The sequence below is a fragment of the Bacillus sp. FSL K6-0138 genome, assembly GCF_037982765.1.
Classification (GTDB): domain Bacteria; phylum Bacillota; class Bacilli; order Bacillales; family Bacillaceae; genus Bacillus; species Bacillus glycinifermentans.
In genome coordinates, this window is the sequence record NZ_CP150286.1 from 2,852,720 (window position 1) to 2,869,140 (window position 16,421).

General features: G+C 50.0%; 17 protein-coding genes. 1 reads left to right on the forward strand and 16 read right to left on the reverse strand.

The features are described 5' to 3' along the window. Nucleotides 1–17: 17 nt before the first annotated feature. The 3 genes from sdaAB to MHB78_RS15215 form a co-directional block, all read right to left on the reverse strand. Nucleotides 18–680, reverse strand: a complete 663-nt coding sequence (gene sdaAB / locus MHB78_RS15205) for an L-serine ammonia-lyase, iron-sulfur-dependent subunit beta (RefSeq protein ID WP_046128996.1) — start codon at nt 678–680, stop codon at nt 18–20. 183 nt (nt 681–863) lie between these two features. Continuing rightward, entirely contained in the window at nt 864–2,528 is a 1,665-nt protein-coding gene (locus tag MHB78_RS15210; RefSeq protein ID WP_046128997.1) for a DAK2 domain-containing protein, read from the reverse strand. 17 nt (nt 2,529–2,545) lie between these two features. After that, nucleotides 2,546–2,908, reverse strand: coding sequence for an Asp23/Gls24 family envelope stress response protein (locus MHB78_RS15215; protein WP_046128998.1), 363 nt, complete (start codon nt 2,906–2,908; stop codon nt 2,546–2,548). 281 nt (nt 2,909–3,189) lie between these two features. Between MHB78_RS15215 and rpmB the strand changes: the two genes are divergently transcribed. Then, a complete protein-coding gene (gene rpmB, locus MHB78_RS15220) occupies nt 3,190–3,378 on the forward strand; it encodes a 50S ribosomal protein L28 (RefSeq protein WP_003181685.1) in 189 nt (62 codons plus the stop codon). A gap of 87 nt (nt 3,379–3,465) precedes the next feature. Here rpmB and spoVM read toward each other — a convergent pair whose 3' ends face one another. From spoVM to rpoZ, 13 genes are all read right to left on the reverse strand, one after another. Continuing rightward, nucleotides 3,466–3,546, reverse strand: a complete 81-nt coding sequence (gene spoVM, locus MHB78_RS15225; RefSeq protein WP_003221545.1) for a stage V sporulation protein SpoVM — start codon at nt 3,544–3,546, stop codon at nt 3,466–3,468. A gap of 87 nt (nt 3,547–3,633) precedes the next feature. Next, nucleotides 3,634–4,278: a thiamine diphosphokinase gene (locus MHB78_RS15230; RefSeq protein ID WP_099047103.1), complete on the reverse strand. Its 645-nt coding sequence runs from the start codon at nt 4,276–4,278 to the stop codon at nt 3,634–3,636. Between the two features lie 76 nt (nt 4,279–4,354). Next, entirely contained in the window at nt 4,355–5,011 is a 657-nt protein-coding gene (rpe, locus tag MHB78_RS15235; RefSeq protein WP_046129000.1) for a ribulose-phosphate 3-epimerase, read from the reverse strand. A 3-nt stretch (nt 5,012–5,014) separates the two neighbouring features. Continuing rightward, a complete protein-coding gene (rsgA, locus tag MHB78_RS15240; RefSeq protein WP_046129001.1) occupies nt 5,015–5,896 on the reverse strand; it encodes a ribosome small subunit-dependent GTPase A in 882 nt (293 codons plus the stop codon). A 12-nt stretch (nt 5,897–5,908) separates the two neighbouring features. Beyond that, a complete protein-coding gene (pknB, locus tag MHB78_RS15245; RefSeq protein ID WP_046129002.1) occupies nt 5,909–7,855 on the reverse strand; it encodes a Stk1 family PASTA domain-containing Ser/Thr kinase in 1,947 nt (648 codons plus the stop codon). Then, complete coding sequence (locus MHB78_RS15250; RefSeq protein ID WP_046129003.1) at nt 7,849–8,613, reverse strand: Stp1/IreP family PP2C-type Ser/Thr phosphatase; 765 nt, start codon at nt 8,611–8,613, stop codon at nt 7,849–7,851. The genes pknB and MHB78_RS15250 overlap by 7 nt, the downstream gene beginning before the upstream one ends. 7 nt (nt 8,614–8,620) lie before the next feature. Further along, nucleotides 8,621–9,709, reverse strand: coding sequence for a 23S rRNA (adenine(2503)-C(2))-methyltransferase RlmN (gene rlmN, locus MHB78_RS15255; protein ID WP_046129004.1), 1,089 nt, complete (start codon nt 9,707–9,709; stop codon nt 8,621–8,623). Further along, nucleotides 9,702–11,054: a 16S rRNA (cytosine(967)-C(5))-methyltransferase RsmB gene (gene rsmB / locus MHB78_RS15260; protein WP_046129005.1), complete on the reverse strand. Its 1,353-nt coding sequence runs from the start codon at nt 11,052–11,054 to the stop codon at nt 9,702–9,704. The genes rlmN and rsmB overlap by 8 nt, the downstream gene beginning before the upstream one ends. Then, the gene (gene fmt, locus MHB78_RS15265; RefSeq protein ID WP_046129006.1) at nt 11,041–11,994 is read right to left on the reverse strand and encodes a methionyl-tRNA formyltransferase; all 954 of its coding nucleotides are present in this window, start codon (nt 11,992–11,994) and stop codon (nt 11,041–11,043) included. The genes rsmB and fmt overlap by 14 nt, the downstream gene beginning before the upstream one ends. 4 nt (nt 11,995–11,998) lie before the next feature. Continuing rightward, nucleotides 11,999–12,481 carry a peptide deformylase gene (def, locus tag MHB78_RS15270; RefSeq protein ID WP_046129007.1) on the reverse strand — a complete coding sequence of 161 codons (483 nt, stop codon included), beginning with the start codon at nt 12,479–12,481 and terminating at the stop codon, nt 11,999–12,001. Between the two features lie 28 nt (nt 12,482–12,509). Then, nucleotides 12,510–14,927: a primosomal protein N' gene (gene priA, locus MHB78_RS15275; protein WP_046129008.1), complete on the reverse strand. Its 2,418-nt coding sequence runs from the start codon at nt 14,925–14,927 to the stop codon at nt 12,510–12,512. After that, on the reverse strand, nt 14,924–16,141 hold the full coding sequence (gene coaBC, locus MHB78_RS15280; RefSeq protein WP_046129009.1) for a bifunctional phosphopantothenoylcysteine decarboxylase/phosphopantothenate--cysteine ligase CoaBC: 1,218 nt from the start codon (nt 16,139–16,141) through the stop codon (nt 14,924–14,926). The genes priA and coaBC overlap by 4 nt, the downstream gene beginning before the upstream one ends. A gap of 79 nt (nt 16,142–16,220) precedes the next feature. Then, entirely contained in the window at nt 16,221–16,421 is a 201-nt protein-coding gene (gene rpoZ, locus MHB78_RS15285; protein WP_046129010.1) for a DNA-directed RNA polymerase subunit omega, read from the reverse strand.

Genomic DNA, 16,421 nt, shown 5'->3' on the forward strand with positions numbered 1-16,421 from the left:
CTCCCTCTCTTTGTCCTTTAGTCGGCGATCTGCGTCACTTCGATGATATTCGGCAGCGTCCGCAGTTCGTCAAATACGGCCGGATCGATCGCCTGATCGACCTCGATTGTCATGAGCGCTTCCTGTCCGACGTCTTTGCGGGCCACTTCCATATGGCCGATGTTAATCGCGAATTTTGCCAGTACGTTCGCAACGCCTGCAATGGTTCCGTACCGGTCATTATGGACGACTAAAATAGCGGGGTGATTACCCGACAATCTGAGTTCAAAGCCGTTAAGCTCTATAATTTCGATTTTTCCTCCGCCGATCGAAATGCCCACAAGTTCAAGGGATCCTTCTTCATCAGAGATGAGAAGGCGGGCTGTATTCGGGTGTTTCGGCACCGCGTCTTCTTCGCGGAACTCGATTTCGATTCCCTTTTCTTCCGCGATGCGGATGGATTCTTTAATTCTTTCGTCAAATGTATCAAAGTCTAAAAGACCGCCGATGATCGCCACATCCGTCCCGTGCCCTTTATAGGTTTCGGCAAAAGAGCCGTATAAAGAAACGATGATGCGTTTCGGTTCCCGTCCAAACACGCTTCTGGCGACCCTGCCGATTCTGGCGGCGCCTGCAGTATGAGAACTTGACGGTCCGATCATGACCGGCCCGATAATATCAAACACACTTCTGTATTTCATGTATATCCCCCTTTCATGCGTTCACAGATTTCACTGTGAATACCGGAAAACAGCCGTTTTTTTTAGACTAATCGATCTAAGGTCGATTGGCAAGCAGACAGCCGCGAGGAGCTCGCGAGCACGCTTTAAAAAAAGCCAAAAGAAGAGAAGGGCTTTTTTAAAACGCCCTTCTGCCGTCAATGCTTATTCCACAGCCAAAATGTAAGAATACAGCGGCTGTTTGCCGTCATGAATTTCGACTTCAACATCTTCGAATGTTTCGCTGACATACTTGGCGAGCTCTTCCGCTTCTTCTTCGGAAGCGTCTTCGCCTTTTATGATCGTCACGATTTCGCTGTCTTCATCGATCATTTCGGCGATCAGCTTTTTGGCTGCCGTCAATTGCTCTGCCGCGGTTTCAACGATTTTTCCATCGAGGATGCCCATGAAGTCGCCTTTTTTAATGTCGATGCCGTCAATGTTCGTATCTCTGACAGCATATGTGATCTGTCCGCTTTTGACATGGGTAATCGCTTCAAGCATGTTCTCTTCGTTTTCTTCCGTGCTTGCGGCAGGGTTGAATGAAAGAAGCGCGGCCATTCCTTGGGGAACGGTCTTTGTCGGGACGACGATCACGTTTTGATCAGCGACATCTGCCGCCTGGTTGGCCGCCATGACGATGTTGGAGTTATTCGGCAGGATCACGACTGTGTCCGCGTTGGCATCCTTTACCGCCTGGACGATGTCTTCCGTGCTCGGATTCATCGTCTGGCCGCCTTCGATCACAACCGTCGCGCCGATGCTTTTGAGGAGCTCGGCAACCCCTTCACCCATCGCTACGGTGACAACGCCGTACGGCTGTTTTTCGGCTGGAGCCTTAACGGCAGCATCTTCCTTCGTTTGGCCGACAATCGCGCTGTGCTGCTCTCTCATATTTTCAATCTTCATATTGATCAAGCTGCCGTACTTTTGCGCATATGTCAGGACTTCACCCGGAAATTCGGCATGGATGTGCACTTTTGCAAGGTTCTCGTCAGAGACGACGAGCAGCGAATCGCCGAATCGGCTTAAATCCCGGCGGAACGCGTCTTCTTGAAAGCTGTCTTTCTCCTTGTCAAGCTTCACCATGAATTCCGTGCAATAGCCGAATTCGATGTCTTCAGTGTTCATATGGCTTTGTGCGCTTTTATGATGCTCCGCGCTGACGAGATCATCCAATGACGGAAGCGCGGCGGCCTTATCCGACAGCTTTTCTCCTTTTAAAGAAGCAAGGAATCCCTCATATACGTACAAGAGTCCTTTTCCTCCGCTGTCGACGACGCCGACTTCTTTTAATACCGGCAAGAGCTCAGGGGTCCGCTCCAATGAAGCAGACGCTTCCTTGACAACGGCCTCCATGACGGCAATGATATCGGTTTCAGTTCGCGCGGTGTGAACTGCTTTTCTGGCCGCGTCTTTCGCAACCGTCAATATCGTGCCCTCCACCGGTTTCATGACCGCTTTATAGGCGGTGTCGACCCCGGCCTGAAACGCGGCCGCAAATTCCTTTGCGTCAATTTCGCTTTTCTGTTCGATCGACTTTCCAAAGCCCCTGAACAGCTGCGATAAAATGACGCCGGAGTTTCCCCTGGCTCCCATGAGGAGCCCTTTTGAAAGGCTTGCCGCCACTTTGCCGATATTCGCCGTATCGATTTGCTCCACTTCTTTTGCACCGGATGTCATCGATAAATTCATGTTCGTTCCTGTATCACCGTCCGGCACGGGAAAAACGTTTAACGCATCAACCACGTTTGCGTTTTGAGACAGATGGTGCGCACCGTACAGAATCATTTCTGCAAAGGCTTTCCCATCCAGGTTTCGTATAGACACTCTTGTTTTCCTCCTAACTACGGGTTCGTCACTCGTACTCCTTGTACGTAAATGTTTACGGAATCAACTGCAAGACCTATTGTATGATCCAGCGTGTATTTGACTTTTGTTTGAACATTGTGTGCCACTTCTGAAATTTTTGTTCCGTAGCTGACAATGATGTACATGTCAATGTGAATGCGGTCTTCTTCCTGACGGACAATCACGCCGCGGCTGAAATTCTCTTTTCTGAGGATTTCAGTCAGCCCGTCTTTAATTTGGTTCTTGGATGCCATACCTACGATCCCGTAGCAGTCAATCGCCGCCCCTCCGGCAACCATGGCGATGACTTCGTTCGATATATCAATCTGTCCGTATTTTGTTCGAAATTCGATGGACACGTCGGTTCCTCCTTTTTGAGTCTCTATGACCGAGTTATCATCATTCTACTATAAGGATCTTCTTTTTAAAAGAACAGGCAAGCTTCCCTCTGGACCCAACCCTACTTATACTACAGCGGGGTTATTTTTTCAAGATGTCAAGGAATTATTCTTGAAAGGAGAATAATCAATAGTTGCAAACGGTTTTCAGCTGTGGTAAATTATTAAAGTATGTGAAGCATCACAAACGATCAAATGATAATGAATAATGATGTTTGTTTTTAGAGTTAGGAGGGAAACGAATGGCACGTAAATGCGTTATTACAGGCAGAAAATCACGTTCTGGCAATTCTCGTTCTCACGCGATGAACGCTTCTAAACGCACATGGGGCGCAAACGTTCAAAAAGTGCGCATCCTTGTGAACGGCAAGCCTAAAAAAGTATATGTATCTGCTCGAGCTTTGAAATCTGGAAAAGTTGAGCGTGTATAAGAAAAAATAAACGCCTGCCCAAAGCGACTGTGTTTTAGGGCAGGCGTTTTTTTCGTTCTTTTTCGTCCGGGGAAGAAGGGGCGCTTGCTAGTCTTTGCGAAACGAACCCAGCATCGCCCGGACGATTCCCCCCAGAAACTTCGGTAATTTAATGGTGTAAAATTTCATTCCGTTCCCTCCTATAAGAGCCCCTGTAAACCGCATGTCTGACACCGGATCCCTAAACATCCGCCTAGCGGAAAGAGCCGCGATATTTTAATCAGTGCTTCTTATCATTATTAATATGCCTTCAGTAAACGAAAAAGCACCTTGTGATCGGATGAGTTCGTTACTAATACATAGTGTCGAACCAAGTGCAATATGACACTTATTTAAAGAATACTTAAATCCTTCGAGAGAAAGGTTATTCACCGTTTCTGTAAACGGCAGGAATGACACATACGGCTTCACAGGGTCGCGCAGGACGGTATAAGAGCCTGGGGAGAACATGCTGATCGTATTTTGGCGGTCGATCATCACGGCGCTCACATTATGTTGGAGCGCCTGGTAAAGAAGCTGCAGATTTCCGAGAAAATGGTCTGCCCTGCCTCCTGAGATGCCGAACATCCTGATGGTGGCGGGCCGCTGCTCGACTGCCCAGCTGAGGGCGAGGTCCAAATCTGTCTTGTCCTTCTCGGCTTGATAGATGTGGAGGCCGGGGGCGGCTTTTTCAATCGCTTTTTTTTGCTCTGTTGTGATGCTGTCAAAATCGCCGAACGCTTCATCCGGAACGATCCCTGAATCGAGAAGCGTCACCGCTCCCCTGTCAACGCCGATCCAAAGCGTATCCTTTTCCCGGTACTCTGACAAATCGGGGATGAGGTTTTCGGGTCCTCCGGCAACAAGATTGATGTTCATGATCGATGTATCCTTTCTCACGCCGTTTTAAAAAAGAGCCCAGCTCTCGAAGGCCGGCTCTCTTTTTGGCTAAAACGTGTTATCTAAGCGCTCCTCTAATGTCTGCAATGGCTTTTTTGCGGTCTTTCTCGTTGTATATCGCAGAGCCTGCAACAAGCAGGTTCGCGCCTGCTTCTGTACACTGTGCAGCCGTCTCTTTATTGACGCCTCCATCGACTTCGATCAATAGATCGGAAAGCCCGTTCTGATCTGCAAGCTCTTTGACTTGCCTGATTTTCGGAACGACGGAAGAAATAAACGACTGCCCGCCAAAGCCGGGGTTCACCGTCATCAATAACACGAGATCAAGGTCTTTTATCACATGTTCGATCTGCTGGACAGGGGTGTGCGGGTTTAACACGACGCCCGCTTTCACACCCTGCTCCTTGATCAGCTGGATCGTCCGGTGAAGATGCGGACAGGCTTCGGCATGGACGGAAATAATGTCCGCCCCCGCTTTTGCAAACGCGGGAATATAGCGGTCCGGCTCTTCAATCATCAAGTGGACGTCGAGCGGCAGCTTCGTAATCGGACGGACGGCTTCTACGACAAGCGGTCCGATCGTCAGGTTGGGAACAAAATGCCCGTCCATCACGTCAATATGGATGTAATCGGCACCGCCTTGTTCAACATCTTTAATCTCTTCGCCCAATCGGGCAAAATCTGCTGAAAGAATCGATGGAGCAACATATACCATATTTTAATACCTCGGCTTTCTGTCTTTGATCTCTGATAAAAATTCAACGTAATGATCATACCGGTATGAAGCGATTTCTCCATTTTCCACCGCTTTTTTCACGGCGCAGTTCGGCTCTTTTACATGCAGGCATCCGCGGAATTTGCACGCTGCGCTCTTTTCTGCGATCTCCAAAAATGTATAGCCCAAATCTTCCGCTTCAATGCCCGTGAACTCAAGCGAGCTGAAGCCCGGCGTATCCGCGATGAGTCCGCCGCCCGCATGAATCAGCTCGACGTGGCGCGTCGTATGCTTTCCCCTGCCAAGATGAGCCGAGATACGTGCGGTTTTCAATTCAAGGCCGGGGCTGATTGCATTTAACAGCGAAGATTTCCCGACGCCGGACTGGCCGGCAAACACGGTAATGCTGTCTTGAAAATGCGGAATGAGCTTTTCCGTGCCGTCTCCGTTTTTCGTTGACGTCAAATAGACGTGATAGCCTATCTGCCGGTAGTCTTCGGCATAGCGCCTGATTTCGCCTTCCCAGTCTCCCTCGGCCAGGTCCATTTTCGTAATGCAAATAATCGGCTTGATATCATTCGCCTCAACGAGCACTAAAAAACGGTCCAAAAGCGACGTGCTGAAATTCGGCTCCTTTGCCGAAAACACAAGAACCGCCTGATCGACATTGCTGATCGGAGGCCTCACCAATTCGTTGACCCTTTGTTTAATCTCAAGAAGGTAGCCTTCCTTATCATTGTCGGCTTGATATACGACATCGTCGCCGACAAGGGGGGTGACTTTATTTTTCCTGAAAACCCCTCTCCCCCTGCATTGAATGACCCGATCTCCATCCAATACGTAATAAAAGCCGCTTAACGCTTTAATGATTTTGCCCTCGGGCATATTGCACCTCCTTTATTCATCGTCAGGATATTCGATCGTTTTTGACCTGACCACTTTATTGTTGACCGTCACTTGATAATACCCTTTTTGGCCCGGTTCAATTTTAAATTTGATCGTCCGCTCGGCCGGGGCGGTGATTTTAAAGTTTTCATACGAATCTGAGATGCTGTGCTCGGCATCATCGATTGAGATCTGGACGTCGAGCTCTTCGCCCGGCGTATCCGGCTCATAAGGGATGTCGATCTTTTCCGTCACCGTCTTGGCCGGTTTTTTTTCAGGTCCGAGCGAAAACGTGACCTCGACTTTTGATCCCGGTTTGACAGACGTCCCGGCCGCTGGTTTTTGCTTTATGACCTGGCCTTCCGGAACATCGTCGGAATGTTCCTCCTTCTCAACAAGGACGAGCTGGTGGTCTTCCAAATAGCCGGATGCCGCCTGTTTGCTGTACGTTTTCAAATCCCTGAGCATAATATTTTCAGGCCCCAGGCTGACCGTCAATTTGACGTCGTCATCGCCGGGGACGATTTCCGTTCCCGCTGCCGGCTGCTGCCCGATGACGGTTCCCGCTTCCTCCTCATCATACACCTCTTCTGTTGTAACGTGTTTAAAGCCTTTTTGTTCAAGCAGTTTTTTCGCCGTATCGATGTTCTGGCCGACAACATCGTCAACCTCTTTTTTCTCCTTGCCCGAACTTTTATAAAGCTTGACCGTCGCGCCTTCCTTGACAACATCGCCGGCTGCCGGATCGGATTTGACGATCAGGCCTTCTTTGATTTTTTCGTCGGCAATGTCTTCGGCGTTCGGATCAACTTCAAATCCGTCATTTTCTAGAAGGGTGACAGCTTCTTCATACTCAAGGCCGGCCACATTGGGAACCTTTACATCTTTTGGTATGAACAGCGACGGAAACACCGTCACCGCCAAGATAACGGACGTGACCAAAATAAAAAACAGCGTGAATACAACGAGCGGCCACTTCTTCCTTTTTTTCTTTGCTTTTTTGTGCGGGGCAGCCGGCTCTTCGTCCGGGCCGCTTGAAGGGCCCGGGCTTCCGTCATCAGGCACGTCTTTGATGACAGGGACCGCTTTTGTCATTTCATCGTCCGGCGGGATGGTGAATTTCGTTTCATTCATCCTGTCCGGATCAAAAGCCGTCCTCAAATCGCTTTCCATGTCCTCGGCCGTTTCGTAGCGGTGAAACGGATCTTTGGCCGTCGCCTTCAGAACGACGTTTTCCAAACTTTGCGGCACGGCCGGATTCCACCTTTTCACTGAAGGCGTTTCCGATTGCAGGTGCTTGAGCGCGATGCTGACCGCTGATTCCCCTTCAAACGGCGTCCGTGCGGTTAACAGCTCAAACAGCACGATGCCGAGTGAATAAATATCGGATTTTTTCGTGGACAGGCCGCCCCTTGCCTGTTCAGGCGAAAGGTAATGGACCGAGCCCAAAACCGAGTTGGTGTGTGTGATGGTCGTAGAGCTTAACGCCATGGCGATGCCGAAATCGGTGACTTTAATATGTCCCAAATGGTCGATCAGGATATTGTGCGGCTTGATATCCCTGTGGACAATCCGGTTATCGTGGGCGTGTGCGATAGCCGACACGATTTGCTCCATGATCTGGACCGCTTCTTTTGGATGAAGGGGGCCGGATTGGTTTATGTATTCTTTCAGGGTCATCCCCTCTACGTACTCCATCACGATATAATAGATGTCATCTTCTTCTCCGACATCATAAATGCTGACGATATTCGGATGGTCGAGACTTGCGGCGGCCTGGGCTTCCCTTCTGAAACGCCTGATAAAATCAGCGTCATGAACGAAGTCAAACCGCAGCACTTTAATCGCGACTTCCCGGTCGAGTATGATGTCATTTGCCAAATAAACGTTAGCCATCCCCCCTCCGCCAATGGCTCGCAGGATGTGATAACGTCCGCTGATCCGTTTGCCGATTAGCACTTGTCTTCACCTTCTTCAGTTTGAGAAGGAAGCTCCAACAGCGCAACGGTAATGTTGTCTTCACCGCCGTTGTCATTTGCCGCCTGAACAAGCCGCTCCGCTTTTTCTTCCAAGGAAGAAGCAGATTGAAGCATTTCTTTCAGCTTCATATCATCGACCTTGTTCGTCAGGCCGTCGGAACATAACAGAACCTTGTCACCGGGTTCCATTTCAAAGGAATGGGCCTCCACCTCCACTTCGGGATCTGTGCCGAGCGCTTTTGTCAGCACATTTTTCCGCGGGTGATGTTCGGCGTCTTCTTTCGAAATCCCTCCCGTCCGCACAAGTTCATTGACAAGCGAATGGTCTTCGGTCAGCTGTGTGAAGCTGTCTTTGTGCAGGAGATAGCAGCGGCTGTCTCCTATATGGGCTACCGTCAGCGTTTTCCCCGTATATAAAGCGCAGACGACCGTCGTCCCCATTCCATGGCATTCTTCGTGCGCCCTCGAATGGTCGTAAACCTTTTGGTTGACGGCGGTAATCTGTCCTTTTAGCCAAGCTTCGGTATCAGCCGGTGAATCCGGAATATCTTGCGCCTGCTCCCAGGCGTCCTTTAGGGCAGAGACCGCCATCCTGCTGGCGACGTCTCCCGCAAGATGGCCTCCCATTCCGTCGCAGACAACGGCCAAAACCCGCTCCTCTTTTCCTGCAAAAATGCCGGCATCATCTTCATTGTGCTGACGTATCTTTCCCCTGTCTGTTTTTAAGGCTGTCTTCAACCTTGATTCACCTCGTCTCTTCTTGACGCTCCTTCGCACGCAGCTGTCCGCAGGCAGCGTCAATATCATGGCCTTGCTCTCTTCTGATCGTAACATTGACTCCATGAGACTTTAATGTTTTTTCAAAGGCGAAAATCTGCTCTCTAGGTGTTCTGACATAGTCTCGTTCGGGTACATAATTGACGGGAATTAAATTGACGTGACACTTGATTCCTTTTAACAGCGCTGCGAGTTCTTCCGCGTGTTCAACCTGATCGTTGACACCGCCGAAAAGCCCGTACTCAAAGGTGATCCTTCTGCCGGTTTTCTTGATATAGTAATCAACGGCCTTCATCAGCTCTGGCAGCTTGTATGCCCTGTTGATCGGCATCAGCCGGCTTCTGATCTCGGTGTTTGGCGCATGCAGAGAAATCGCAAAGTTGATTTGCAGTTTTTCATCTGCAAACTCGTAGATTTTCGGAATGATTCCGCTCGTTGACACTGTAATATGGCGGGCGCCGATGTTCAGTCCTTTATCATGGTTGACGATTTTTAAAAAGGCGAGCATTTCCTGGAAATTATCGAACGGTTCGCCGATTCCCATAATCACGATGGAGCTGACGCGCTCATCTGTTTCATCGAGCGCCTGCTGCACCTTGACAACCTGTGCGACGATTTCCCCGGCTTCAAGGTTCCGCTTCAGCCCGCCGAGCGTGGATGCGCAAAACGTACAGCCGATGCGGCAGCCGACCTGTGTAGTGACACAAACAGAATTGCCGTAATCGTGCCTCATTAAAACGGTTTCGATCGTATAACCGTCATGAAGTTCGAATAAGAATTTCATCGTTCCGTCCTGGGATGTCTGCTTGACGGCCGTTTTGAGCGTTGTCAATACAAAATGCTCTTTGAGCTTATTGCGAAGCTCTTTTGAAAGGTTTGTCATCTCGTCAAATGATGAAACTCTTTTGCTGTATAGCCATTCAAAGATTTGCGTGGCGCGGAAAGGCTTTTCGCCGTTTTCCTCAAGCCAGCTTTTGATGTCATCGATTTCAAATGAATAAATCGACGGTTTTTCAGTCCGCAATTCTTTTCTTACCTTTTGTTTTGATTCAATCATTGTGATCCCTCTTTCTCATGCTGCAAATAAAGAAGCCGTCTGTGCCGAAATAATAGGGAAGAATTTGGATGCTTCCGTCCTTCACATAAGGCGCGGCTTTTTCCGGCAGCCGGTCCTTCAGCGTCGGATCAAGCTCAAATTCATCGTGTTCTTCCAAAAACGCATGCATGACTTGTTCGTTTTCTGTCCGGTCTATTGTACACGTACTGTAGACCAGTGTGCCGCCTTTTTTCAAAAGCGGCGCGATTTCGTTTAAAATCGCGAGTTGAATGCCGGCAAGGCGGGCGCTGTCTTCCGGTGTTTTGCTGTATTTGAGATCAGGCTTCCTGCGGATGACGCCGAACCCTGAGCACGGCGCGTCGACGAGAATCCGGTCAAATTGCTCCGGCTGAAAAGCTTCGGCCGCTTTTCGGGCATCCATTGCTGCCGTTTCAATGTTGGAAAGCCCGAGCCGGCCGGCTGTTTCCCTGATGAGCTTCACTTTATGCTTGTGCAGGTCGAGGGAAACGACCTTTCCGGTGTTTTCAAGGAGCTCGCCGATATGAGTCGATTTCCCTCCAGGCGCCGCGCACGCATCAAGTACTGTTTCACCCGGTTTTGGACCGAGGGCCCTCGCGACGAGCATCGAGCTTTCATCCTGGATCGTCACATCGCCTTCCTTGAAAAATGGGGTTGAGGCAATCGTTCCTTTTAACAGTTTGAGTGCGTCCGGCGAGAGGTCGCCTTTTTCGGCCTCGATTCCCGCTTCGCTCAGGTGCTTGAGCATCGTGTCCCTGTCGTTTTTCAGCCTGTTGACGCGGATCGTCTGCTTTGGCGGTATCATATGAATGCGGCAAATGCGTTCGGCCGCCTCAAATCCGTACGCTTCCGCCCATTCTTTGACAAGCCATTCCGGATGGCTCGTTTCGGTCGCCAGGCGCTTAACCGGATCGCCGATTTCAGCAAATGAAGGAACGCCTTCCCTCTGGATGGAACGCAAAACCCCGTTGACAAATGAAGAAATTCCTTTATGCCCGCGTTTTTTCGCGATTTCTACCGCTTCAAACAATGCGGCCCGATCCGGGATTTTCTCCAGATACTCCATTTGATACAGAGACATTCTTAACAGATGGATCACCCACGGCTTCACTTTTTCCGGCTTTTTAATGAACGGCTTCAGCATATAGTCGAGGGCAAGCTTGTTCTGAAGGGTGCCGTATACGAGCTCAGTTAAAAGACCCCTGTCTTTGTCGTTTAAATCGTTCGTTTTCATGACCGACTGCAGCAGAAGGTTGCTGTACGCTTGATTTTGGTCAAGCTTAATCAATGTATCGAGCGCGACTTCCCTGACATTACTTTTTTTCATCGTTATACCCTAATTTCATTCCGGCTTGAAGACCCGCTCCCCTGACGAAATCTTCGCCTTTCATTCTTTTTTTTCCGGCAGGCTGCACTTCCGTTAGTTTAAGTGCGGTGCCGTTTCCTGCGGCGACAACGATGCCGTCTTTTTCAATAGCAATGATCTCTCCCGGCTCAGCCTGTTTTTCTGCGGGAACTTTTTCGGCCGCCCATACTTTCAAGATTTGTCCTCCGAGGGTCGTATATGCGACAGGCCATGGGTTTAAGCCGCGGACCTGGTTGTACAAAACCTCGCCGGGCTGTGACCAGTCGATCCGCTCTTGTTCCCGCTTAATGTTTGGAGCGTATGTCGCTTTTTCCTCATCCTGCTCCTCCGGCGTCACGGAGCCGTCTATTACTTTCGGCACCGTTTCAGAAAGAAGCGCGGCTCCCGCTTTGCTCAATTTGTCGTGGAGCGTGCCGACATTATCGTGTTCTTCGATGTCAACTTCGACTTTAGCCAGCATATCTCCGGCATCGAGCTTTTCGACCATGTACATGATCGTCACGCCTGTCTTTTGCTTTCCTTCAAGGATCGCGTAATGGATCGGCGCTCCTCCGCGCAGCTCAGGGAGAAGGGAAGCATGGACGTTGATGCAGCCGTATTTCGGATAATCCAACAGCTTTTTCGGCAGGATTTGCCCGAATGCCGCCGTTACGATTAAATCCGGCTTGAGCTCAAGGATCTTGTCAGTCTCCTGTTCCTCCCTCACTTTTTCAGGCTGAAGCACGGGAATTCCGTGGCGCAGCGCTTCTTCCTTAACCGGCGGCGGTGTCATCACTTTTTTTCTGCCTTTCGGACGGTCAGGCTGGGTGACGACGCCCACCACTTCATAGCCGTCCTTAATCAGCGTGTTCAGCACAGGAACCGAAAAATCCGGCGTTCCCATAAAAACAATCCTTGTCATCCAATCATCCTTCCATTTCCGCAAGTTCTTCCGCATCATAGTAGCGCGTGATTTTTGATGTAAATAAAATGCCGTCCAAATGGTCGATTTCATGAAGCAGCGCTCTCGCCAAAAAGCCTTCCGCTTCAATGGTGAACGGCTTTCCGCGGCGGTCGAGCGCCCGCACTTTCACGTAATCAGACCGCGTGACCTCACCGTACAGATCGGGGAAGCTTAAGCATCCTTCCGGTCCTGTTTGTTCGCCGCGCTCTTCAATGATCTCGGGATTAATCAGTTCGATTCTTCCCGTTTCATCACCGATATCAACGACAGCCGCCCTTTTGGAGACGCCGATTTGCGGTGCGGCCAGTCCGACTCCGTCAAGTTCAAGCATCGTATCATACATGTTATCAAGTAGTTTTTTCAACGATTTATCAAAAGCCGCAACGGGCTCGGCAGGCGTTTCGAGAACATCTGCCGGGTACGTCACGATCGGTTTTACTGCCAATCTATAATTCCTCCATCACATTGTATTGTTACATCATCATATACGGATTCATATCGATCGAGATCGTCAATTGCTTTTGTTCGATATCGCGCTTGTAATGATCCATAATGTTTTTCAGCAAAGGTGTCAGCTGATGATCCTGTTTGTATTTTATCACGCATTGGTAGCGATATCTATCCTTGATCCTGGCGATCGGCGAAGCGACGGGCCCGAGGATTTTCGCATCTCCCTGAATGTTCGCCTTTAAATATTGGGCGATTTTTTCGGTAACGAGAGCCGTCTTTGCCACCTCTTCATGGGACACGGTGATGAGTGCCAAGTAATAATACGGCGGATACGCCTGTACCCTTCTGTGCATCATCTCCTGCTGAAAAAACGTTTCATAGTCGTGCGTTTTTGTAAGCTGGATGCTGTAGTGCGACGGCGTATAGGTTTGAATAATCACCTTGCCCGGTTTTTCGTGGCGCCCTGCTCTCCCGCTGACTTGCGTCATAAGCTGAAACGTCTTTTCAGCGGCCCTGAAATCGGGGATGTGCAGCATCGTGTCTGCGCTCAGCACGCCGACGAGCGTGACATTTTCGAAATCAAGGCCTTTGGCGATCATCTGCGTCCCGAGCAAAATATCGGCTTCACCTTTGCCGAAGGATGTCAGCAGCTTTTCATGCGCTCCTTTCCGGGACGTTGTATCAACATCCATGCGGATCACCCTGGCTTGCGGGAGAATTTTCGTCAATTCTTCTTCGACCCGCTGCGTCCCCGTGCCAAAGTAGCGGATGTGCTCGCTTGCGCATTCGGGACATCTTGACGGCATGCCGGTTTCAAAGCCGCAGTAGTGGCATTTCAGGCGCTGTCCGAATCTGTGGTATGTGAGGGAAATTTCGCAATGCGGACACTGGATGACATAGCCGCAGTCCCTGCACATCACAAATGAGGAATAGCCCCTTTTGTTTAAAAACAGAACGGCCTGTTCGCCTTTTTCAAGCGTTTTTTCGAGTTCTTCCATTAAAGCTCTCGAAAACATCGAGCGGTTTCCGTTTCTCAGCTCCTCCCTCATATCGACGAGCGAAACATCAGGCATGACCTGGCTTTTGACGCGGCGCTTGAGGGACAGAAGCTTGTACACGCCTTTTTTTGCCCTTGCAAACGATTCAAGCGTCGGCGTCGCGCTCCCGAGAACAACCGGACACCGGTGGTGCTCAGCCCGTTTAATCGCCGCTTCCTTCGCATGATATCTCGGCATTTCCTCCTGTTTGTATGATGTCTCATGCTCTTCGTCAATGATGATCATTCCGAGGTTTTCAAAGGGGGCGAAAATCGCAGAGCGCGCCCCTACTGCAAGGCGGACCTCTTTGCGGTGGATTTTTCGCCATTCATCATACTTTTCTCCTGTGGAAAGGCCGCTGTGCAAAACCGCCACCTGTGAGCCGAACCGGCCTTTAAAACGATGAACCATCTGCGGAGTCAGCGAGATTTCCGGCACGAGGACGATCGCTTCTTTTCCGGCGTTCAGCACTTTTTCAATCGATTGCAGATAGATTTCCGTTTTGCCGCTTCCCGTTACACCATGAAGGAGAAAGACGTCATGACGGTCGTTTTCAACCGCTTCAGAAATCGCTTCATAAGCCCGCGACTGCTCTTCTGTCAGCGGAAGCGGTTCGGTTTTTTTGAACATTCTGTCCTGATAGGGGTCCCGGTAAACCTCCTGCTCCCCTTCCTGCAACAAACCTTTTTCCAAAAGCGTTTTCAAGGAGGCGGACGACCCTCCGGTTTTGTCTAAAAGCTCTTTTACGGTTACAGTCATCCCTTCACTGCCCTCAATAAAAAATTCGAGAATCGCTTTTTGTTTGACAGCCTGCGGGGAAAGCCCCGAAAGCGCCTCTTTCAGTTCAGCTTTCGGACAGAGGGCCGATACTGTGCGCTGCGTCTTTTTGTTCGTTTTTTGGTTGACCTTGTACGCCACTTCAAGGTTTCCCTCTTGAACCTGGCGCTGAATGAGCTTTAGTGTCCGGGGATCTTCGATATCTGAATAGGAAAGTGCGTTTCTTTCTGAAAACAGGCTTTGTAATGGTTCTGGAAGCGGTTTTTTCCCGATCACTTTGATTTCTTTCGCGTATTTCGCCTTCATGGCCGGCGGAAGCATCGCCTGTAAAGCCGTGATTTTATATGAAAGCGTCTTTTCCGTCAGCCAGTCGGACAGCTCGAGCAGCTCTTCGGTCAAAACAGGCGTCAGGTCAAGGATTTCCTCAATGTCCTTGACAGACCGCCCGGAAAGATCTGAAGCGTCTTTCACATTGATGACGAACCCTTGAATTTTTCGGGGGCCGAAGGGGACGACAACCCGCATCCCTTTCTTGATCATTCCCCTCCATTTGTCAGGAATCCGATAATCAAACGGTCTGTCAATATTTTTCGTATTGACATCGACGATCACTTCGGCAAAGTTCATGAAGACGTCCCGCCCCGTTCGGCGAGCGCTGCGGCGTCCTTCAGGATTTCAGATGCGACCTCCCGCTTCGTCATCAGCGGGTGCGCTTTCTTTTCCCCGTTTTGATAAAAAACCGTCACAATGTTCGTCTCCGTTCCAAAGCCGGCGCCTTCGGCCGTAATGTTGTTGGCGACGACCATGTCGAGGTTTTTGGATGCCAGCTTTTTTTGCGCATACTCTTCGACATGCTGCGTTTCCGCAGCGAATCCGATTAAGATTTGTTTTGTTTTCCGCTGACCGAGCTCTTTTAAAATATCTTTTGTCCGCTCAAGCTCAATCACGAGGCTCCCGTCCTTTTTCTTCATTTTTTGGTCATGGACGTATTTTGGCCTATAGTCCGCGACAGCTGCCGTTTTAAAAACGATGTCTGCGTCTTCAAATACGGATAAGACCGCATCATACATGTCATCAGCCGAATTGACGCGGACGACGTCAACAGCGGACGGCGCTTCAAGCGATGTCGGACCGGAAACCAGTGTCACGCGGGCGCCCAGCTTTGCGGCTTCTTCAGCGATTGCATAGCCCATCTTGCCCGTTGAACGGTTTGAGAAAAAGCGGACAGGGTCGATCTGCTCCCTTGTCGGACCCGCCGTGACCACAACGTGTTTACCTTTCAAAGGGCTCATCCTTCCGCCTGAAAAATGCTCTTCGGCAAGCTCTACGATCCGCTCAGGCTCCTCCAGCCTGCCTTTGCCGACATAACCGCACGCAAGGTACCCTTCACTCGGTTCAATAAACCGGTAGCCGTCCTGATACAGAATGTCGATATTCCGTTTTACGGCCGGATGGTCATACATATGAACGTTCATCGCCGGCGCGATCCATACCGGCGCGGTCGTCGCCAAAAGCGTCGTCGTCAGCATGTCATCGGCGATGCCTGACGCGAGTTTTCCGATGATATTGGCCGTGGCCGGGGCGACGATGACGAGATCGGCCCAGTCGGCGGCATCGATGTGGGCGATCACGCGCGGATTCGGCTCTTCAAATGTATTTGTATATACTTCATGCCGGGAGAGCGCCTGAAAGGTGAGCGGGGAAACAAATTCACAGGCGGATTTTGTCATGATGACCTTCACGTTTGCCCCTGCCTGAACAAGTTTGCTCGTCAATGCGGCCGCTTTATAAACCGCAATCCCTCCGCTTACGCCCAGCAAGATGTTTCGATTTTTCAGCATCGTTTTTCCCCCTTACGTTTTAGTTCGTGGCCGTGAAAAAAATAACAACCTAATGGATAGGTTGCTATTTTTTCGGCTATTAGCGATTTTCTTTTTCAAACGTCAATAGGCCAGCATCAATTTCTTCAAGGGCTCTGCCGACATATTTGTGAGATTTCGGATTTTCGATCTGTTCGTCTTTGTTCATCTGCATTTCGCGGGCGCGTCTTGCAGCAACGGTCACAAGCGTGTATTTTGAATCCAGTTTATTCATGAGAGAGTCAATTGACGGATCTAGCAT